We start from the raw sequence: 19,790 nt of genomic DNA, 5'->3' as shown, positions 1-19,790 counted from the left end.
CTCCCCTGCTTGAGCGTAGTCGAGAGCTCGGGGAATGCCGGCGACTACTTGCCGGACTTACCCGCCTTGTGCGCGTCTTCCTGCCGCTGCACGGCCGCCTTGACCAGGCCCGCGAAGAGCGGGTGCGGGCGGGTCGGGCGCGAACGCAGCTCCGGGTGCGCCTGGGTGGCGACCAGGTAGGGGTGCACCTCGCGCGGGTACTCGACGTACTCGACCAGCTTGTTGTCCGGGGAGGTGCCCGAGAAGACGAGGCCCGCCTTCTTCTCCAGCTCCGCGCGGTAGGTGTTGTTCACCTCGTAGCGGTGGCGGTGGCGCTCCTCGACGTAGGGCTGGTCGTCGTAGACCTCGCGGACGATCGAGCCCTCGGCGAGCTTCGCCGGGTACATGCCCAGCCGCATGGTGCCGCCCAGGTCGCCCGCGCCCTCGACGTACGCCAGCTGCTCCTCCATCGTGGAGATGACGGGGTGGGAGGTGGCGGCGTCGAACTCGGTGGAGTTGGCGTCCGGGATGCCGGCCAGGTTGCGCGCGGCCTCGATCACGATGCACTGCAGGCCCAGGCAGATGCCGAGCAGCGGCACCTTGTTCTCGCGGGCGTACTGGATCGCGCCGATCTTGCCGTTGACACCGCGGTCGCCGAAGCCGCCGGGGACCAGGATCGCGTCCACGTCACCGAGCTGCTTCTTGGCCCCGGCCGGGGTCTTGCAGTCGTCGGAGGTGACCCACTTCACCTTGACGCGGGCCTTGTTGGCGAAACCGCCGGCGCGCATGGCCTCGGTGATCGAGAGGTAGGCGTCGGGCAGGTCGATGTACTTGCCGACCAGAGCGACGGTGACCTCGTGCAGCGGGTTGTGGACCCGGTCGAGCAGGTCGTCCCACTGGGTCCAGTCCACGTCGCGGAACGGCAGGTCCAGCTTGCGCACGACATAGGCGTCCAGGCCCTCGGTGTGGAGCACCTTGGGGATGTCGTAGATCGACTTGGCGTCGATGGCGGCGACCACGGCGGCCTCGTCCACGTCGCACATCAGCGAGATCTTGCGCTTGATGGACAGCGGCACCTCACGGTCGGCGCGCAGCACGATCGCGTCGGGCTGGATGCCGATGTTGCGCAGGGCGGCGACCGAGTGCTGGGTCGGCTTGGTCTTCAGCTCGCCGGAGGGGCCGATGTAGGGCAGCAGCGAGATGTGCACGACGAAGACGTTGTCGCGGCCGACCTCGTGGCGGACCTGGCGGACCGTCTCCAGGAACGGCAGCGACTCGATGTCGCCGACCGTGCCGCCGACCTCGGTGATGACCACGTCGACGTCATCGGTCGCCATGCGCCGGATGCGGTGCTTGATCTCGTTGGTGATGTGCGGGATGACCTGCACGGTGTCGCCGAGGTACTCGCCGCGCCGCTCCTTGGCGATGACCTGCGAGTAGACCTGGCCGGTGGTGACGTTGGCCGAGCCGTCGAGGTCGACGTCGAGGAAACGCTCGTAGTGGCCGATGTCCAGGTCCGTCTCGGCGCCGTCGTTGGTGACGAACACCTCGCCGTGCTGGAACGGGTTCATCGTGCCCGGGTCGACGTTCAGGTACGGGTCGAGCTTCTGCATCGTGACCCGAAGGCCCCGAGCCTTGAGGAGCGCACCCAGGCTGGAGGCAGTCAGACCCTTGCCGAGGGAAGAGGCGACACCCCCGGTGACGAAGATGTGCTTGGTCGTCGTGGATTTGGGCTGCATGGCCAAGAGGGGGCTCCCGTGGTCGCTGTGTGGAGTGCGTACCGGCGTTCCCTTTTCGGATCGCGTACGCAATGCCGTACGCGTTTCCGGGGGGTGCCGTCGCTGCGGTTCGGGGCTTTTTTCAGCACCCGGCCACGGGCTACCAGGGTATCAGCGACAACGACAGACCGCGCCCGGCCACGCTCTGTATGCGGCCGGACAGCCCTGAGTGCAGGGCTCACCCATTCGGCCCAATGGCGTTCAAGGAACGCTCCAGCGGATCACTAAGGTGCGTCGTATCCTGCTCGGACACTCGCTTGCCGAGCCACCTGGTAGCACGGCACCACCCCGTCCGTCATCCGGAACATGCGCTCGTTGGCGAACCCTTGACCGCTGTCGCTGTAAGCGCCCCGAGGGGGCGACGTGGCCGTTCGACTGGAGATTGCACGTGGCCGGGCGCATCGAGGATTACGCACTCATCGGAGACATGCAGACCGCCGCACTGGTCTGCCGGGACGGCACCGCGGACTGGCTGTGCCTGCCGCGCTTCGACTCGCACGCCGTCTTCGCCGGACTGCTCGGCACCGACGAACACGGCTTCTGGCGGGTCGGCCCGGCGTACGGCACCGACGACCCGCCACCGGTCGCCGACCGCCGCCGCTACCGGGGCGACTCGCTCATCCTGGAGTCGGAGTGGGACACCCCGCGCGGCACGGTCCGGGTGACCGACTTCATGCCGCCGCGCGACGGCGCCCCGCAGCTGATCCGCATCGTGGAGGGCGTCAGCGGCCGGGTCCCGATGCGCAGCGCCCTGCGCATGCGGTTCAGTTACGGCCGCATCACACCCTGGGTGCACAAGGTGGACTCCCGCACGGTGGCCGTCGCGGGCCCCGACTCGGTGTGGCTGGACACCGAGGCGGAGACGTACGGCAAGAACCTCACGACGTACTCCGACTTCACGGTGTCGCCGGGCGAGCGGGTCGCGTTCACCCTCAGCTGGCAGCCCTCGCACCGGGAGCCGCCCGCGCTGCCGGAGCCCGAGGCCTCCCTGGAGGCGACCGAGGACTTCTGGCGGGAGTGGGTGGAGCACTGCACGTACCACGGTCCCTACCGCGAGGCCGTGGTCCGCTCCCTGATCACGCTGAAGGCGCTGACCTACGCCCCGACCGGCGGCATCGTGGCCGCGCCCACCACCTCGCTGCCCGAGCACATCGGCGGCGAACGCAACTGGGACTACCGCTACACCTGGCTGCGGGACGCGGCGATCACGCTGTCCTCGCTGCTGCGCACCGGCTACCGCGAGGAGGCCCGCGCCTGGCGCGAGTGGCTGCTCCGCTCGGTCGCGGGCGACCCCGAGAACCTCCAGATCATGTACGGGATCGCGGGCGAGCGGGAGTTGGGCGAGACCGAGCTCGACTGGCTGCCCGGATACGAGAACTCCACGCCGGTCCGGGCCGGCAACGGCGCCGCCCACCAGCTCCAGCTCGATGTGTACGGCGAGGTCACCGAGGCGCTGCACCTGGCGCACATGACGGGCCTGGCCCGCAACGACTACGCCTCCCTGCTCCAGCTCAAGCTGATCCGCTACCTGGAGAGCCACTGGGACCTGCCGGACGAGGGCATCTGGGAGGTGCGCGGGCCGCGCCGCCACTTCGTGCACTCCAAGGTGATGGCCTGGGTCGCCGTCGACCGCACGATCAAGCTCATCGAGTCCGGCGACGCCGACGGCCCGCTCGACAAGTGGCGCGAGCTGCGCGACGAGATCCACCGGGACGTCTGCGAGAAGGGCTACGACCCGGAACGCAACACCTTCACGCAGTCCTACGGCTCGCAGGAGCTGGACGCGTCCTTGCTGCTCATCCCGCAGATGGGCTTCCTGCCGCCGGACGACAAGCGGGTGATCGGCACCATCGAGGCGATCCAGCGCGAGCTGTCCACGCCGGACGGGTTCATCCTGCGCTACCCGACGACGGGCGGCGACACGGACAATCTGGACGGTCTGGCGGGCGAGGAGGGCGCGTTCCTGGCCTGCTCGTTCTGGATGGCGGACGACCTCGCGATGATCGGCCGGGTCGACGACGCCCGCAAGCTCTTCGAGAAGCTGCTCGCCCTGCGCAACGACCTGGGGCTGCTCGCGGAGGAGTGGGATCCGCACCTCCAGCGCCAGGTCGGCAACTTCCCGCAGGCGTTCAGCCACGTTCCGCTGATCGACACCGCCCTGCGGCTCACCGCCTCGGGCGCGTACGGCGGCTGATCCCCGGGCCGAAGACCGTCCTCGCGTTCCGGCGCGGCCGCGAGGACGGCCACCCGACGCCCCGCGACAGCCGGAGTGACGTACGCCACAACGGGCGGGCTCCGGAACGTAACCGCAGGTAGCGTCCGGCAGATGCGGTGTCGTCCCGGGGCCGGGCGCCGGATCCCGCAGGACGAGAGGTGGGTCGCAGTGGAGACGCAGGGCGGGATCACCGTGCAGCGGGCGCTGGAGCTGCCGGGGCTGCGCGGCGGTCTCCCGGAGGTCGTCGCGGGCGCCGAGCGGCTCAACCGCACGGTGCGCTGGGTGCACGCCGGCGAGGTGCCGAACATCGCCTCGCTGCTCAAGGGCGGCGAGCTGCTCCTGACCACCGGGCTCGGCCTCGGCACGCGCCCCGCCGAGCAGCGCGCCTTCGTCCGCCGGCTCGCGGACCGGGGCATCGCCGCGCTGGTCGTCGAACTCGGCCCGCGCTTCGCCCGGCTGCCCGCCACCATCGTGGAAACCGCACGCACCGCGGGGCTCCCCCTCGTCCAGCTGCACCGCGAGGTGCCGTTCGTCGCGGTGACCGAGGAGATCCACACCGAGATCGTCAACGGCCACTACGCCCTGCTGCAACGCGCCGAGGAAGTGCACCGGCGGTGCACGGGCGCGCTGCTCGGCGGCGGCGGCATCCCCCAAGTCCTGCGCATCCTGGCCGACTTCACCGCCAACCCGGTCTTCCTGGAGACCCCGGACGGCCAGCTCCTGTACGCGGCGGCCTGCGAGGCGGGCGAGGCGGCCGCCGATCCGCTCCAGGTCTGGGAGGGGCTGCGCGGCCAGCGCGAGGCCCGAGCGTCCGGCCCGCCGACGGGTGCGGTCCTGGTCGACGTGCCGGGCGGCGGCCACGGCGTGGGCGCGGTACGGGCCCGCCTCGCGCTGCTCGCGGTCGGCCCGCCCCTGCTGCCGGTGCACCGCATGGCGGCCGAGCGGGCCGCGGGCATCCTGGCGGTCGTCCTCATGCAGGCCCGCCAGGAGGAGGAGCTGGCCGCGCGCGGCCGCGGCGACTTCCTGACCGATCTCGCCGAGGGCCGCATCACCCCCGAGGACGCGCCCGGCCAGGCCAAGGTCCTCGGCTTCAGACCCGGCGAGGGCCCGCTGCTCCCGGTGGTGATGCGGCTGGCCTCCGAGCTCGCCCCGACGGGCAACTGGGCGGTCCTGGCGCGGGCGGTCCTTGAAGAACTGTCCTCGGTGGGCGTGCCCGTCCTGCTCGGCGTACGCCCCGTCGAGGGCCGGGTGCCGCTCCTGCTCGGCCTGCGTTCGGAGTCGGAGCGTACGGCGGTGGCCGACCGGGTCGCGGCGGCGCTGCGGGCGGGCGTCGAGCGGGCCGGTCTGATGGGGGCGCGGGCCGGGGCCCAGCCGGTGGTCGTGGTCGGCGTCGCGGGCGGCTGGGCGGCGGCGGGCGCCGGGCTGCGGCACGCGGCGGAGACCGCGGCGGCGGCCCGGGGACTGCCGGAGCGCGCCTGGTACGACGCCCGGCGCCTCGACATCGATCTGCTGCTGTGGCGGCTGCGCGAACACCCCGATCTGGCGGCGTTCGTGGAGCGCGCGATCGGCCCGCTCCAGGCCCACGACCGCGCGGCCCGCCCGGCCCTGATGCCCACCCTGGAGACCTATCTGGCCCACGCGGGACGCAAGGCGGAGACGGCCCGCGAACTCCACCTGAACCGCCAGACCCTCTACAACCGCCTGGCCCGCATAGCCGACCTCCTGGGCACGGACCTGGACGACCCGCAGACCGTCCTGGCGCTGTCGCTGGCGCTCCGGGCGCGCAGGCACGCTTCGGGCTGACGTAGGAACGTTTCGCGCCAGGGGGTGTCCGGTGGGTCAGGGTCGGACCCGGCCATGATCCGCCGGACACCCCCTAGTTGCCCGCCAACTCGTCGTAGACGGCGAGGACTTGAGCCACCGTTTCGTCCTCGGTGGGCCAGCTCCCGGCCTGGGCGTGCCCGGCCGCGGCCAGCGCACGACGCGACTCCGGGTCCCCGAGCAGCCGCAGGACCGCGTCCGCGAGCGCCCCGGCGTCCCCGTACGGCACGAGCACGGCCGCCTCCCCCACCAGCTCCGGCACCCCGCCCACCGCCGTGGCGACCAGCGGCACCCCGAGCCTCAGCGCGTCCTGGGCGAGCAGCGAGCGGGCCTCCCAGCGGCTCGGCAGGACCGCGATGTCGGCGGCGGCGAGCAGTTCGGTGATGTCGTCGCGCCGCCCGACGAGCCGGACCGGCAGGGACTCCGCCTCGATCCGCCGTTGCAGCGCGGCCCGCCCGCGCCCCTCCCCCGCGATGACGAGCAGCGGCGCGGGGTCGAGGTCCCGCCAGCTGCGGGCCGCGTCCAGGAGCACGTCGTAGCCGCGGTGTTCGACCAGGCTGCCCACCGCCATGAGCAACGGGCGCTCCACGGCGCCGAGTTCGGCCCGCGCCTTGCCGTCGGGCAGGCCGGGCGCCAGGCGCGGCGCGGGCACCGCGACGGGGGCGAGCCGGGCGTCCCTGGCGCCGCGCCCGCGGGCCCGGTCGACCAGGTCGGAGGAGGCGGCGAGCACCACCGCGGCGGCCTTCGAGACCCGGCGCTCCAGCAGCGCGAGGACCTGGCCGCGGGCGCCCTCGGCGTGCGAGCGGGTGTGCCAGCTGACGACCAGCGGCACGCCCTTCCTGCCGCGCAGCGCGAGGGCGGCCCGGACGGCGGCGTGCAGCCCGTGCGCGTGGACGACGTCGGCACCCGCGCAGGCGGCCCGCAGCGCGCCGACCGCGACCGGATCGCCCCGCCGTGAGACCGGCACGAAATGGGCGCCGACCGCGGGGAAGTCGTACTCCCGCTCCAGTTCGGCGGGGGCGCAGACGGTGACGTGCACGCCCCGCGCGGCCAGGCCCGCCGCGAGCGACCTGACATGCGCGCTGCTGCCCGCGCTGCCGCCGCCGAGCACTTGGACCGTACGCAGCTGTGACACGTGAACAGGCTCCCGGAGCGGCCGAGTCGGCGGTGGAGGTCGATGGTTCCAGGCCAAGGATGCCAGTCCGTACGGGCGTTCCGGGACCGTCCGGAGGTTCCTTCCGTGTCGCGCCCGGCGGATTCCCGCACCCGAAGCACCCACACGGGTGAACGAACGCACACGCTGAACGCCCGGTCGGGTCCGGAACGGTACGCGCCCGGCCACCTACCGACCGCAGCCGAATCACCACCCGCCCGCGGAGCGCTCAGCGCGGAATGCGGGACTCCGCCCAGGCCGCCGCGGCGAGCAGACCGGCGGCGTGCACGGCGAGGCCGGTCCGCCCGTTGCCGCCGGCGATGGCGACGCCGAGCGCCGCGCCCAGCGCGTGCGCGCCGCTGTCGCCGATCATCGTGCGCTCGCCGAGGTCGTCGGCGAGCACGGCGGCCGCGGCCCCCATGGGGACGGCCGCTTCGGGCCCGCGCAGCAGCCCCGGGGCGCCGAGCGCCAGTACGGCGCCGGTGGCGCGGCCGGGGCGCACGTCGAGGAGGTTGACGAGGTGCGCGGTCCCGGCCACGACCACCCCGGCGAGCACCTTGTCGACGGGCCGCTCCTTGAGCAGCGCCCCGGCGACCAGACCGGCTCCCCCGATCCCGATCAACTTGACGGCGCCGCTGGTGACTTCGCCGCCCCGCAGCGCCGCGAGATGGGCCCGGAACCCCCGCCGGTGGTCCTTGCGGACATCGTCGTACGCCCCGCACAGCGCGCCCGCGCCGACGGCGACGAGCCCGGCCGCCCGGGTCCGCAGCGTCGCCGCCCCGGCGAGGGCGCCGAGCGCGACGGCGGGTCCGGAGTACAGGTCGACGGTCCGCCCGGCGTAGTTCTTGCGCTCGAACCGCTCGTCCCGCCGCGTCCCGAGCCCCGCGTAGACGCCCCGCGCCACCGCCCCGGCCACACCGAACGCCCTGATCCCCCGCGTCACTTCAGCCATACGGGTCACCCTACGAGAGCCGCCGGGGTGACCCGTCGCCCGGCTATCCGTCCGCGCGGGCCGCGGCGAGGAGTTCCTCGGCGTGGGCGCGGGCCGTTTCGGAGTCCTCCTGGCCCGCCAGCATGCGGGACAGCTCGCGCACCCGGTCCTCGCCCTCCAGGACCGTGACGCCGGACCGCGTGACCGTGCCGTCGTCGGTCTTCTCGACCAGGAGCTGGCGGTCGGCGAACGCCGCCACCTGCGGCAGGTGCGTCACCACCACGACCTGTGCCGACTTGGCCAGCTTGGCGAGCCGGCGGCCGATCTCGACCGCCGCCTTGCCGCCGACGCCCGCGTCGACCTCGTCGAAGAGGTACGTCGGCACCGGGTCCGTGCCCGCGAAGACGACCTCCACCGCGAGCATCACGCGGGAGAGCTCACCGCCGGAGGCGCCCTTGGCGATGGGCCGGGGCGGCGCGCCGGGGTGCGGGGCGAGCAGCAGCTCGACCTCGTCGGCGCCGGTCGGGCCGTACGCCACGGTCCGGCCGCCGACCTGGACGCCCGAAGCCTCGTCGACGGACTCGCTCTGGCCGACCGCGAACGACACCCGGGCGTGCGGCATCGCGAGGGAGGCGAGCTCGGCGGTGACGGCCTCGGCGAACCGGGCCGCGGCCTCGGTCCTGGCGTCCGTCAACTCCTGGGCCAGGACGGACAGTTCGCCCCTCAGCCCGTCCCGCTCGGCGGTGAGCTCCTCGATCCGGCCGTCGTCGCCGTCGAGCTCGGTCAGCCGTGCCGCACCCTGCTCCGCCCAGCCGAGCACGGCCGTGATGTCGTCGCCGTACTTGCGCGTCAGGGCGGTCAGGGCCGCCCTGCGCTCCTCCACGGCGGCGAGCCGCAGCGGGTCGGCGTCCAGGTCGTCGGCGTATCCGGCGAGTTCGCCCGCCACGTCGCCGAGCAGGATCGCGACCTCGCCGATGCGTTCGGCGAGCGCGGCGAGCGCCGGGTCGTGGGAGCGTACGGCCTCCAGGGCCCGGTGCGCGCCCGCGACCAGCGTGGCCGCGTCCACGCTCTCCGGGTCCTCGGGATTGCCGGCCAGCGCGGCGTGCCCGACGGCTGCCGCCGAGGCGAGCGCCTCGGCGTGTCCGAGCCGTTCGGCCTCGGCCGCGAGCTCGGCGTCCTCGCCGGGCAGCGGCTCGACGGCGGCGATCTCGTTCAGGCCGAACCGCAGTAGATCGGCCTCCTGCGCACGCTCGCGCGCCCGCGTGGTCAGCTCCTCCAGCTCCACGGCCACGGCCCGCAGCCGCCGGTAGGCCCCGGCGTACTTGGCCAGCGGCCCGGCCACCGCGTCACCGGCGTACCGGTCGAGGGCCTCGCGCTGTCTGGCCGGGCGCAGCAGGCCCTGCTGGTCGGTCTGGCCGTGCACCGCGACGAGTTCGTCGGCGAGTTCGGCGAGCACCCCGACCGGCACCGAACGCCCGCCGAGGAACGCCCGCGAGCGGCCCTCCGCCGAGACGGTGCGGCTCACCAGGAGCGCACCGTCGTCCAGCTCGGCCCCGGCCTCCTCGGCCCGGAGCACCGCCGAGGTGCCGGGCCGCAGCGCGATCCGCCCCTCGACCACCGCCGCCTTGGCGCCGATCCGCACCAGCGCGGGGTCGGCACGCCCGCCGAGCAGCAGCCCCAGGCTCGTGACGACCATGGTCTTGCCCGCGCCGGTCTCGCCGGTCACCGCGGTGAAACCGGGCGACAGCTCGACCACCGCGTCGTCGATGACCCCGAGCGACCGTATCCGCATCTCCTCCAACACGGACATGACCTTACGAGGTCCGGGGCCCTGTGTGCGACGCCCCCCGTGCCGTCACCCTCTCGTGGCGCCCGAACCCTCGCTGCGGGGAGAGCCCCGGCGGGATCCGGCACCGGGAGCCGGCGCTGGTCCTGGTCACCGGATTCGGCCTCACCAAGATCGCGACGCATACGACGGCGGCCCACCGCACGGGGTCGGCGGGCACCCCCTGCCGGCCACGGGGTTTCCGGTGCGGGCGATCACGGCGCCGCCCGCGTCCTGGGACCCGCCGCGCCCGGATCCGTCAGTGCGGCGCGCCGCGCCAACCCGACACCGGCAGGGCGAACTTGGCCACGAGCCGGTCGGTGAAGGAGGCGTGGTGCAGCCGGGCGAGCCGGACGGGAACGGCGCCCCGGCGCACCTCCACCCGTGCCCCCGGCGGGAGTTCGACCGTACGCCGCCCGTCGCACCAGAGCACGCCGTGCGGCGTGTGCGGCTGCACCTCGACCGCGAGCACCGAAGTGGGCGAGGTGACCAGGGGCTTGGCGAACAGCGCGTGCGCGCTGATCGGCACCATGAGCAGCGCCTCGACCTCGGGCCACACCACGGGCCCGCCCGCCGAGAAGGCGTACGCGGTCGAGCCGGTCGGGGTCGCGCACACGATGCCGTCGCAGCCGAAGCCGGTCACCGGGCGGCCGTCGATCTCCAGGACCACCTCCAGCATCCGCTCGGGCGAGACCTTCTGGACGGCGGCTTCGTTCAGCGCCCAGTCCTGGTGCACCACGTCACCGTTGTTGCGCACGACGACATCGAGGGTCATCCGCTCCTCGACCTCGTAGGCCCGGGTCACCACCCGGTCGACCACCTTGTCCAGGTCGTCGCGCTCGGCCTCCGCCAGGAAGCCGACCCGGCCGAGGTTGACGCCGAGCATGGGAACGCCGGAGGCGCGGGCGAGCTCGGCGCCGCGCAGCAGGGTGCCGTCACCGCCGAGAACGATCAGCAGCTCGCAGGCGTCGAGGCACTCGGGGGTGGCATCCTCGACGATCTCCGCCTCGGCGGGCAGCGGCAGATCGGCCGCCTCCGCCCGCAGGACGCGCACGCCGATGCCGCTCCGCAGCAGGCCCCGTACGACCAGTTCGGCACTGCGGATGGCGGCCGGCCTTCCGGTGTGCGCGAGCAGGAAGACAGTGCGTGCCGCTGTGTTCTCCGACGAGCTCAACGAGGTCCCTCCGCCACTGCGCGGTCGACGTCCGCGGGATCGAGCGCGGGCGCCCCGGCCCGCAGCCACAGAAAGTACTCGACGTTGCCCGAGGGTCCGGGCAGCGGGCTCGCGGTGACACCGACCACCCCGAGCCCCAGCGCGGCGGCCTGCGCCGCCACGGTCCGTACGGTCTCGGCACGCAGCTCGGGGCTGCGCACCACACCGCCGCTGCCGAGCCGCTCCTTGCCGATCTCGAACTGCGGCTTGACCATGAGGACCAGGTCCGCGTCGGGCGCCGCGCACCGCACGAGGGCGGGCAGCACCAGGCCGAGCGCGATGAAGGAGAGGTCGCCCACGACGACGTCCACGGGCTGCCCGTCGATGTCGTCGAGCGTCAACTCGCGTACGTTCGTACGGTCCTTGACGGTGACCCGGTCATCGCTCTGAAGAGACCAGGCGAGCTGTCCGTAGCCGACGTCGACGGCGACGACGTGTCCGGCTCCGGCGCGCAGCAGCACATCGGTGAAGCCGCCGGTCGACGCCCCGGCGTCCAGCGCCCGCCGGCCCTCGATCTTCAGCCCCCGCGGAACGAAGGCCGCCAGCGCTCCGGCCAGCTTGTGGCCGCCGCGCGAGACGTAGTCCGGATCGTTGTCGTCCTGGACGACGACGATGGCGGCGGCCGTCTCGACCTGGGTGGCGGACTTGGTGGCGACGGTCTTGCCGACGGTCACCCGCCCCGCGGCGATCAGCTGGGCGGCGTGCTCGCGCGACCGCGCGAGCTTCCGGCGCACCAGCTCGGCGTCGAGGCGGCGGCGTGCCACTCCTGCCACGTTCGGTTCAGCTCCTGTTGTCGTAGTGTCACGGCGGCCCGGCGGGCCGCTAGGGGCGGTGGTCCGCCAACGGGTGAGCGGGCGCGGAGGTTCCCGGCACTCCCGGGGCGGGTGGCCCCTGGCGGGCGTCCAGCGCGGTCAGTGAGTCGCGCAGCCCCCGGTGTACATCCTCGTACACCTCCAGATGGCCGTCCGTACCGAGGTGGTCGACGTCCCCGAGCCGCTGGATCAGGGCGTCGATCCCGGCGTCGCCGGTGGGGGTGCGGGGTACGTCCAGGGGCGAGGGGCCGGCCACCTCGGGTTCCGCCGCGGGGCCCGGCATCGAGTCGCTCATGCCAAGACGCTACCGCGAAGCCCTGAGGTACGGTCCATCACGATGGCGACCATGGAGGAGCGCCGCAGCGCACTCGACAAACTTTCGGACAATCTGGCGCGGGCCGAGGGCGACGTTCACGCGGCGGCCGCGCTGGACCGCTCGCTGAGCTGCCACATCACGGATCTGGACAGCACGTTCGCGGGCCGCCTCCATGGCGGCCGGATCGAGGTCCGCACCACCGCGCCCGGCCCGCCCCGCGAGAAGGCCCAGATCCGCCTCGCGATGAAGGGCGACGACCTGGTGGCCATGGTCAACGGCGAACTGAACTTCGCGAAGGCGTGGGCGTCGGGCCGGGTGAAACTGGAGGCGGGCCTGAGAGACTTGCTTCGCCTGCGAACCCTGCTTTAGGGGTGTCCCGCGCCCACCGGCTCGGAAACCCGCCGCCGAGCCCCCGGCACCACCAGCGGAGTCCCCGTCTCCGGATCCGGGATCACCTGGCACCGCACCCCGAAGACCCGCTCGACCAGCGAAGCCGTGACGACCTCCGAGGGCGGCCCCTCGGCCACCACCCGCCCGTCCCGCATCGCGATGAGATGCGAGGCGTAGCGCGCCGCCTGGTTGAGGTCGTGCAGCACCGCGACCAGCGTCCGCCCCTGCTCCTCGTGCAGCTCCGCACACAGGTCGAGCACCTCGATCTGATGCTGGATGTCGAGGAACGTCGTCGGCTCGTCGAGCAGCAGCAGCGGCGTCTGCTGGGCCAGCGCCATGGCGATCCAGACCCGCTGGCGCTGCCCGCCGGACAACTCGTCGACGTACCGCTCTCCGAGCCCCCCGACGCCGGTCGCGTCCATGGACTCCTGGACGATCCGCTCGTCCTCGGGCGACCACTGGCGCAGCAGCCCCTGGTGCGGATAGCGGCCGCGCGCAACGAGGTCGCCCACCGTGATCCCGTCCGGCGCGATCGAGGACTGCGGAAGCAGCCCGAGCGTCTTGGCGACCTTCTTCGCGGGCAGCGAGTGGATCGACTGCCCGTCCAGCAGCACCCGCCCCAGGCTCGGCTTGAGCATCCGCGAAAGCGCCCGCAGCAGCGTCGACTTGCCGCAGGCGTTGGGCCCGACGATCACCGTGAAGGAGCGGTCCGGGATCTCGACGGACAGGTCCTCGGCGATCACCCGCTGGTCGTAGCCGAGGGTGACCGATTCGGCACTGAGTCGCTGCATGCTCGTACTCCTGGAAGAGGAACGGGACGAAGAACCGCAATCCGCAAGGGAGTTGGGGTTCGCGGACGAGGTGCGGCCGCTCATATCCGCCCCGCCCTGCGCTCGGTGACGAGGAGCCACAGCAGATAGACACCGCCGACCATCCCGGTCAGCACCCCCACCGGCAGCGTGCTCTCGCCGAACAGCTGCTGTGCGGCCCAGTCGGCGACGACCAGAAGCGCGGCCCCCATACAGGCGGAGGCGAGGATGTTCGGCCCGCTGGCCCGGGTCAGCCGGCGGGCCAGCTGCGGCGCGGTCAGCGCGACGAAGGAGATGGGCCCGGCCGCCGCGGTCGCCGAGGCGTTGAGCAGGACGGCGGCGAGCATCAGCACGGTACGCGTCCGCTGCACCGGCACCCCGAGCGCGTACGCCGCGTCGTCGCCCATCTCCAGCATCCTCAGCGGACGTCCGTACGCGAGGACCACCGGCAGCAGCACCGCGAACAGCGCGAGCAGCGGCCAGACCTGCGCCCAGTCGCGCCCGTCCAGCGAGCCGGTGAGCCAGACCATCGAACGGGTGGCGTCGACCAGACTCGACTTGGTCAGCAGATAGTGGATGCAGGCGGTGAGCATCGCGGCCGCGCCGATGCCCACGAGCACCAGGCGGTAGCCGTGCACGCCCTTCTTCCACGCCAGCAGATAGACGGCGACCCCCGTCGCGAGCCCGCCGGCCAGCGCACCGAGGGAGACGGCGACCGCGCCGCCGTGGAAGAACACGATGACCGTGAGCGCGCCGACCGAGGAGCCCTGCCCGAAGCCGATGACGTCCGGACTGCCCAGCGGATTGCGGGAGATGGACTGGAAGAGCGCCCCTGAGATGCCGAGCGAGGCACCCACGAGCAGCGCCACGAGCACGCGCGGCAGCCGCAGTTCGTTGATGATGAAGTCCTGCGCGGGCGTGCCGGATCCGAACAGGGTGCGCACGACGTCGGCGGGCGCGATCGTGAAGTCGCCGGTGCCGACCAGGACGACACCGGCCGCGAGCGCCAGCACGGCGAGCCCGCCGACCACGGCCAGCGCACGCGGCTCGGCCCGGAAGGAGAGCCCGCCGGGGGTACGTATCGCCTTCACAGCTGGGCCATCCTCTTGCGCCGTACGAGATAAATGAACACGGGGCCGCCGATGAGCGCGGTGACGATGCCGACCTGGAGTTCGGCGGGCCGGGTGACGATCCGCCCGATCACGTCGGAGCCGAGCAGCAGCACGGGCGAGAGCACGGCCGCGTACGGCAGGATCCACCGCAGGTCGGGTCCGGTGATGGCCCGGACGATGTGCGGAACCATGAGCCCGATGAACACGATCGGCCCGCAGGCGGCGGTCGCGGCCCCGCACAGCAGCGTGATCACGGCCATGGACGTGATCCGGGTCCGGGTGAGGTGGGCGCCGAGCGCGCGTGCCGTGTCGTCGCCCATCGCCATCGCGTTGAGCGGCCGGGCGAGCAGCAGGGCGACGACGAGCCCGACGAGGATGAACGGCGCGACCTTGCCGACGGTGGCCATGTCCGCCGCGGCGAGCGAGCCGACCTGCCAGAACCGCAGCCGGTTCAGGGCGGCGGAGTCGGTGAGCTGGACGGCGTTGATGTAGCCGTACAGCGCGGCGCTGGCCGCCGTCCCCGCGAGCGCGAGCCGCACCGGCGTCGCGGCCCGGCTGCCGCCGAGGAGGTACACCGCGGCCGACACGACGCCCGCGCCGAGAAACGCGAACCACACATATCCGGTCAGCGAGTTGACGCCGAGGAAGCTGATGGCGGAGACGACGGCGGCCGCCGCTCCCGCGTTGACCCCGAGGATGCCGGGTTCGGCGAGCGGGTTGCGGGTGAGCGCCTGCATGACCGCTCCGGCGATCCCGAGCGCGGCCCCGACGAGCAGACCGAGCAGCGTCCGCGGCACCCGTACGTCATGCACGAGTACGTCGTTGGCAGTTCCGGAGGCGTGGAAGAGGCCGTGCCAGACATCGCCGAGGGGCATGGGTTTCGCACCGACCGCGATGCTCGCGACGGCGACGAGCGCCAGCGCGCCCACGGACACGAACAGACCGGCGGCGCGCAGCGTTCGACGCTTCGCGGCCGGGGCCGAGGGCGCGGAAGTGGTCCCGTCGCGCGGCTGAGGAGGACTGTCTACCAACACGCAACTTAGGTTAGCCTACCCTGCGCTAACCCGAAGTCGCCCCTCGCCCGGCCCCCGCGCTCAAAGCCCCAGCCGCGCCAGCGCCTTCGCCGGATCCAGCGCACACACCCCGTCCCCGGCATGCGTCCAGGCCGCCGCGCACAGCGCCCGGAGCCCGTCCAGCGCCTCCCCGTCGCCGTCGAGCACCAACTCACCCGACTCCGCCCGTACGGAAGCGACCCACCCGCCGCACGCGAACCCCCGGTCATTTTCGGCCACTTCGGGCTGCCCGGTGAGCAGGCCCCGCAGATCCGCGTCGACGAAGGTCGGCCGGTGCTCGGGCCGCGCGGCGAGGAGCTGGGCGCCGTCCGTCACCCCGGTCAGCACGAGCAGCGAGTCGACACCGCCGTTGAACGCGCCCTCGATGTCCGTGTCGAGCCGGTCCCCGACCACGAGCGGCTTCCGCGCCCCCGTCCGCAGCACCGTCTCGCGGTGCATCGGCGGCAGCGGCTTCCCCGCCACCTGCGGCTCGGCGCCCGTCGCGATGCGTACGACCTCGACGGCCGCGCCGTTGCCGGGCGCGATCCCCCGCCCGCTCGGAATCGTCAGATCGGTGTTGGACACGAACCACGGCACCCCGCGCGCCACCGCGTACGAGGCCTCCGCGAACCGCCCCCACGTGATGTCGGGCCCGCCGTACCCCTGCACCACGGCCGCCGGATCGTCATCGGCGGACTCCACCGGTACCAGCCCGCGCTCGATCAGCGCGACCCGAAGACCCTCGCCGCCGATCAGCAACACCCTTGATCCCTGCGGCAGTTGCTCGGACATGAGCCGGGCCACCGCCTGTGCCGAGGTGATCACATCGCCCGGCTCCGCGGGCACCCCGAGCTCGGTGAGGTGGGCGGCCACCGCGTCCGGCGTCCGCAGCGCGTTGTTGGTCACATACGCCAGGTGCATCCCGCCGTCCCGGGCCGCACCGAGCGCCTCCACGGCATGCGCGATCGCGGCACCGCCCGCGTACACCACCCCGTCCAGATCCAGCAGAGCCGTGTCGTACACCTCGCTCAGCGCCTCCGCGCTGCCGCGCGGCATGGTCCGGCCGGTCTGGCTCATCTTCATCCACTCCTCGTTCGATGCCTTCCCCCGATCATCGCGCATGCCCGCACCCCACTTACCATGCACAGATGAGCACAACTGGGCGTGCGGACCTCGGGCTGCGCCTGATCCCGTTCCGCGGACTGCGCTATGTTCCCGAGCGGGTCGGCAGCCTCGCCGCCGTGACCTCCCCGCCGTACGACGTGGTCGTACGCCCCGACGGACTGCTCCACCTGGAGTCGGCGGATCCGTACAACATCGTCAGACTGATCCTTCCGCAGGCCGCCTCCCCCGCGGCCCGCAACCAGCAGGCCGCCCAGACCCTGGGCGACTGGCTGGACAAGGGCGTCCTCGCCCCGGATCCCGAACCCGCCCTGTACGTCTACGAGCAGGAGGGCGACGGCATACTGCAACGCGGTCTCATCGGCGCCCTGGCCCTCTCCGAACCGGCCGCCGGCGTCGTCCTGCCCCACGAGGACGTGATGCCGCACGTCGTGGAGGACCGCGCGGCCCTCATGCGGACCATCGCCGCCCACCTCGAACCCCTGCTCCTGACCTACCGCGGCAGCAGCGCCCCGGCCGGCGCGACCGCCGTCATCGACCGCACCGTCCAGCGCGAGCCGCTCCTGCGCACCACCACGGAGGACGGGTTCCACCACCGCCTGTGGGCGCTCACGGACCCGGCCGATCTCGCGGAGGTCCAGTCGGACCTGGCGGCCCACCAGGCGGTCATCGCCGACGGCCACCACCGCTGGGCCACCTACCTGCGCCTGCGCGGCGAGCAGGCCTCGCCGGGCCCCTGGGACTTCGGCCTCGTCCTCCTTGTCGACACGGCCCGCTACCCGCTGCGCGTCCGCGCGATCCACCGCCTCCTGCACCGCCTCCCGGTGTCCGAGGCCCTCGCCGCGGTCGCCGAAGCCGGGGCGTTCCGCATCCGTACGCTCGAAGTCCCGCTCGCCCGCGCCCTGGAGACGCTCGCGGAGGCGGCATCCGAGGGCAACGCCTTCCTGCTCGCCGGCGACGGCCGCTTCCACCTCCTGGACCAGCCGGACGAGACACTGCTCACCCGCACGATCCGCAAGGACCGGCCGTCGGCCTGGCGCTCCCTGGACGCCACGGTCCTCCACTCGACCCTGCTCGACGCCATCTGGCGCATCCCTGACACGCCGGACGACATCGCGTACATCCACGACACGGCGGCCGCCGTCGAACAGGCGGAACGGCACGGCAAGACGGCGGTTCTGATGCATCCGGTACGCGAGGAGGTCGTACGGGACCTGGCCCGACAGGGCGTGACCATGCCCCGCAAGTCGACCTCCTTCGGCCCGAAACCGGCCACGGGCCTGGTCCTGCGCAGCCTGACGGTGAGCTGACGGGCGACCGCGACCGGCGACAAAGAAGGCGACAAAAAGAGGCGGCACCCCCGGTGTGGGGGTGCCGCCTCTTTCAGAAATCAGACGCCAGCGATCAGACTTCAGACGTCAGCCCTGAGATTTCAGATCTCAGATCAGATCTGGGACTTCGGATCTGGGACTTCGGATCTGGGACTTCGGATCTGGGACTTCGGATCTCAGACGTCCTTGTGGGCCGGCGGGAGGGGTTCGTCCTGCGCGGGGCCCTCAAGGTCGACGTCAACGACCTCGGCCTGGACCTCGGCCTCGCGGACGACATCGGCGTCGTCGCCCTCGAAGTCGTCCTCTTCTTCGCCCTCGTCGTCAAAGTCGGGCTCGTCGTCACGTACGTCCGCCTCGCGAGGCGCTGCCGCGTCCTCATCCAGGTCGGCGACATCGGCGACGTCCTCGACCATGGCGTCCACGAAGTCGACACCGTCCAGCTCGGCGAGCCGGTCGGAGGCGTCGGTCGAGCCGTCCTTGTCCGCTTCGAGCGCCTTGGCGAACCACTCACGGGCCTCGTCCTCGCGGTCGGCGGCCAGCAGTGCGTCGGCGTACGCGTAGCGCAGTCGCGCGGTCCACGGCTGTACGGAGTTCGACGCGAGCTCCGGGCTCTGGAGGGTCACGATGGCGGCGTCCAGCTGCCCCTGATCCCGGCGCGCCCCGGCCGCGACCAGCCGCATTTCGACCTGGCCGGCCTTGTCGAGCTTCTGCACCTCGGGCTCGCCGGCCATCGCCAGCGCCCGCTCCGGACGGCCGAGGCCGCGCTCGCAGTCGGCCATGACGGGCCACAGCTCGACGGAGCCGGTCATCCGACGCGCGGCACGGAACTCCGCCAGCGCCTCCGAGTACTTCTGCGTCGCGTACGCGGCGAACCCTGCGGCCTCGCGAACGGCGGCCACACGGGAGGCGAGCCGCAGCGCGATGCGCGAGTACGCGTATGCCTGCTCGGGCTCCTCGTCGATGAGCCGCGCCACCATCACCAGGTTGCTCGCCACCTCTTCGGCGAGACCCTTGGGCAGGCTCATCAGCTCCTGGCGCACATCCGCGTCGATCTCGTCGCCGGTGACGTCCTCGTCGATCGGCAGCCGCTTGACGGGCTCGCGGTCACGGTCCCGGTCGTCCCGACGCCCGTAGCCGCCGCGGTCATCACGACCCCGGTCGTCCCGCCCGCGGTAGCCACCCCGGTCACCCCGGTCGTCGCGACGGAAACCACCACGGTCGTCATCGCGACGCGGCGCCGGACGGTCATCACGACGCCCGTAGCCCCCACGCTCGTCGTCACGACGCGGCGCGGGCCGCTCATCGCGACGGAAACCGCCGCGGTCATCGTCACGGCGCGGCGCCGGACGGTCGTCCCGGCGGAACCCACCGCGGTCGTCATCACGACGCGGGGCCGGACGGTCATCGCGACGCCCGTACGAGCCGCCACCACCGCGATTGTCGTCCCGACGGAAACCGCCCCGGTCGCCCCGGTCGTCGCGACGGAAACCGCCGCGGTCGTCATCGCGACGGGGAGCCGGACGGTCGTCACGACGCCCGTACGAGCTGCCACCACCACGGTTGTCGTCCCGACGGAAACCACCGCCGGAAGAACCGCCACGGCTGTCATCACGACGGAAACCACCGCCACCGCCGCGGTTGTCGTCCCGGCGGAAGCCACCACGATCGTCATCACGGCGCGGCGCGGGCCGCTCATCACGACGGAAGCCACCGCGGTCATCGTCCCGGCGCGGAGCCGGACGGTCGTCACGACGCCCGTAACCACCGCTGGAAGACCCACCACGGCTGTCATCACGACGGAAACCGCCGCGGTCGTCATCGCGACGCGGGGCCGGACGGTCGTCACGACGCCCGTACGAGCTGCCACCACCACGGTTGTCGTCCCGACGGAAACCACCGCCGGAAGAACCGCCACGGCTGTCATCACGACG

16 protein-coding genes and 1 pseudogene are annotated in these 19,790 nt (G+C 72.8%); 4 read left to right on the top strand and 13 right to left on the bottom strand.

Translation table 11 applies throughout. The features are described 5' to 3' along the window. Positions 1-44: 44 nt before the first annotated feature. Complete coding sequence (locus ACIQ8J_RS09160; protein ID WP_403277804.1) at positions 45-1,718, bottom strand: CTP synthase; 1,674 nt, start codon at positions 1,716-1,718, stop codon at positions 45-47. A gap of 427 nt (positions 1,719-2,145) precedes the next feature. On the opposite strand from ACIQ8J_RS09160, the gene ACIQ8J_RS09155 reads away from it, so the two are divergent. Next, positions 2,146-3,951, top strand: coding sequence for a glycoside hydrolase family 15 protein (locus ACIQ8J_RS09155; RefSeq protein ID WP_403277806.1), 1,806 nt, complete (start codon positions 2,146-2,148; stop codon positions 3,949-3,951). Positions 3,952-4,140: 189 nt separating this feature from the next. Continuing rightward, positions 4,141-5,775 carry a PucR family transcriptional regulator gene (locus ACIQ8J_RS09150; protein ID WP_403277808.1) on the top strand — a complete coding sequence of 545 codons (1,635 nt, stop codon included), beginning with the start codon at positions 4,141-4,143 and terminating at the stop codon, positions 5,773-5,775. A 73-nt stretch (positions 5,776-5,848) separates the two neighbouring features. Here the strand turns inward: ACIQ8J_RS09150 and ACIQ8J_RS09145 are convergent, their stop codons facing one another. From ACIQ8J_RS09145 to ACIQ8J_RS09120, 6 genes are all read right to left on the bottom strand, one after another. Next, a complete protein-coding gene (locus tag ACIQ8J_RS09145; protein WP_403277810.1) occupies positions 5,849-6,928 on the bottom strand; it encodes a glycosyltransferase family 4 protein in 1,080 nt (359 codons plus the stop codon). Between the two features lie 247 nt (positions 6,929-7,175). Beyond that, a complete protein-coding gene (locus tag ACIQ8J_RS09140; RefSeq protein ID WP_403277812.1) occupies positions 7,176-7,898 on the bottom strand; it encodes a hypothetical protein in 723 nt (240 codons plus the stop codon). Between the two features lie 43 nt (positions 7,899-7,941). After that, positions 7,942-9,687 carry a DNA repair protein RecN gene (gene recN, locus ACIQ8J_RS09135; RefSeq protein ID WP_403277814.1) on the bottom strand — a complete coding sequence of 582 codons (1,746 nt, stop codon included), beginning with the start codon at positions 9,685-9,687 and terminating at the stop codon, positions 7,942-7,944. A gap of 274 nt (positions 9,688-9,961) precedes the next feature. Next, positions 9,962-10,876: an NAD kinase gene (locus tag ACIQ8J_RS09130; protein ID WP_403277816.1), complete on the bottom strand. Its 915-nt coding sequence runs from the start codon at positions 10,874-10,876 to the stop codon at positions 9,962-9,964. Then, positions 10,873-11,688: a TlyA family RNA methyltransferase gene (locus ACIQ8J_RS09125; RefSeq protein WP_403277818.1), complete on the bottom strand. Its 816-nt coding sequence runs from the start codon at positions 11,686-11,688 to the stop codon at positions 10,873-10,875. Before ACIQ8J_RS09125 ends, ACIQ8J_RS09130 begins: the two co-directional genes overlap by 4 nt. A 49-nt stretch (positions 11,689-11,737) precedes the next feature. Beyond that, complete coding sequence (locus ACIQ8J_RS09120) at positions 11,738-12,022, bottom strand: hypothetical protein (RefSeq protein ID WP_403277820.1); 285 nt, start codon at positions 12,020-12,022, stop codon at positions 11,738-11,740. A gap of 42 nt (positions 12,023-12,064) precedes the next feature. Here ACIQ8J_RS09120 and ACIQ8J_RS09115 point away from each other — a divergent pair, with 42 nt between their 5' ends. Further along, on the top strand, positions 12,065-12,412 hold the full coding sequence (locus tag ACIQ8J_RS09115) for an SCP2 sterol-binding domain-containing protein (RefSeq protein ID WP_403277822.1): 348 nt from the start codon (positions 12,065-12,067) through the stop codon (positions 12,410-12,412). Here the strand turns inward: ACIQ8J_RS09115 and ACIQ8J_RS09110 are convergent. The 4 genes from ACIQ8J_RS09110 to ACIQ8J_RS09095 all read right to left on the bottom strand — a co-directional run bounded on the left by ACIQ8J_RS09110 (position 12,409) and on the right by ACIQ8J_RS09095 (position 16,483). After that, a complete protein-coding gene (locus ACIQ8J_RS09110; RefSeq protein WP_403277824.1) occupies positions 12,409-13,224 on the bottom strand; it encodes an ABC transporter ATP-binding protein in 816 nt (271 codons plus the stop codon). The genes ACIQ8J_RS09115 and ACIQ8J_RS09110 overlap by 4 nt on opposite strands. A gap of 80 nt (positions 13,225-13,304) precedes the next feature. After that, complete coding sequence (locus tag ACIQ8J_RS09105; protein WP_403277826.1) at positions 13,305-14,333, bottom strand: FecCD family ABC transporter permease; 1,029 nt, start codon at positions 14,331-14,333, stop codon at positions 13,305-13,307. Beyond that, positions 14,330-15,388, bottom strand: a complete 1,059-nt coding sequence (locus tag ACIQ8J_RS09100) for a FecCD family ABC transporter permease (RefSeq protein ID WP_403277828.1) — start codon at positions 15,386-15,388, stop codon at positions 14,330-14,332. The genes ACIQ8J_RS09105 and ACIQ8J_RS09100 overlap by 4 nt, the downstream gene beginning before the upstream one ends. Positions 15,389-15,448: 60 nt before the next feature. Then, positions 15,449-16,483 carry an HAD-IIA family hydrolase gene (locus tag ACIQ8J_RS09095; RefSeq protein ID WP_403277830.1) on the bottom strand — a complete coding sequence of 345 codons (1,035 nt, stop codon included), beginning with the start codon at positions 16,481-16,483 and terminating at the stop codon, positions 15,449-15,451. Positions 16,484-16,554: 71 nt separating this feature from the next. Between ACIQ8J_RS09095 and ACIQ8J_RS09090 the strand changes: the two genes are divergently transcribed. After that, the gene (locus ACIQ8J_RS09090) at positions 16,555-17,838 is read left to right on the top strand and encodes a DUF1015 domain-containing protein (RefSeq protein WP_403277832.1); all 1,284 of its coding nucleotides are present in this window, start codon (positions 16,555-16,557) and stop codon (positions 17,836-17,838) included. A 197-nt stretch (positions 17,839-18,035) separates the two neighbouring features. Here ACIQ8J_RS09090 and ACIQ8J_RS09085 read toward each other — a convergent pair whose 3' ends face one another. Both ACIQ8J_RS09085 and ACIQ8J_RS09080 read right to left on the bottom strand, forming a co-directional pair. Then, a complete protein-coding gene (locus ACIQ8J_RS09085) occupies positions 18,036-18,944 on the bottom strand; it encodes a hypothetical protein (RefSeq protein ID WP_403277834.1) in 909 nt (302 codons plus the stop codon). A gap of 27 nt (positions 18,945-18,971) precedes the next feature. Further along, positions 18,972-19,790, bottom strand: a pseudogene (locus ACIQ8J_RS09080) (tetratricopeptide repeat protein); the annotation flags it as partial.

Origin of the sequence: Streptomyces sp. NPDC094147 (assembly GCF_044764265.1) — a bacterium.
In the GTDB taxonomy this organism is placed as follows: Bacteria; Actinomycetota; Actinomycetes; order Streptomycetales; family Streptomycetaceae; genus Streptomyces.
The sequence above is the reverse complement of the archived record's forward strand: the minus strand, read 5'-3'. Positions and strand labels throughout refer to the sequence as shown.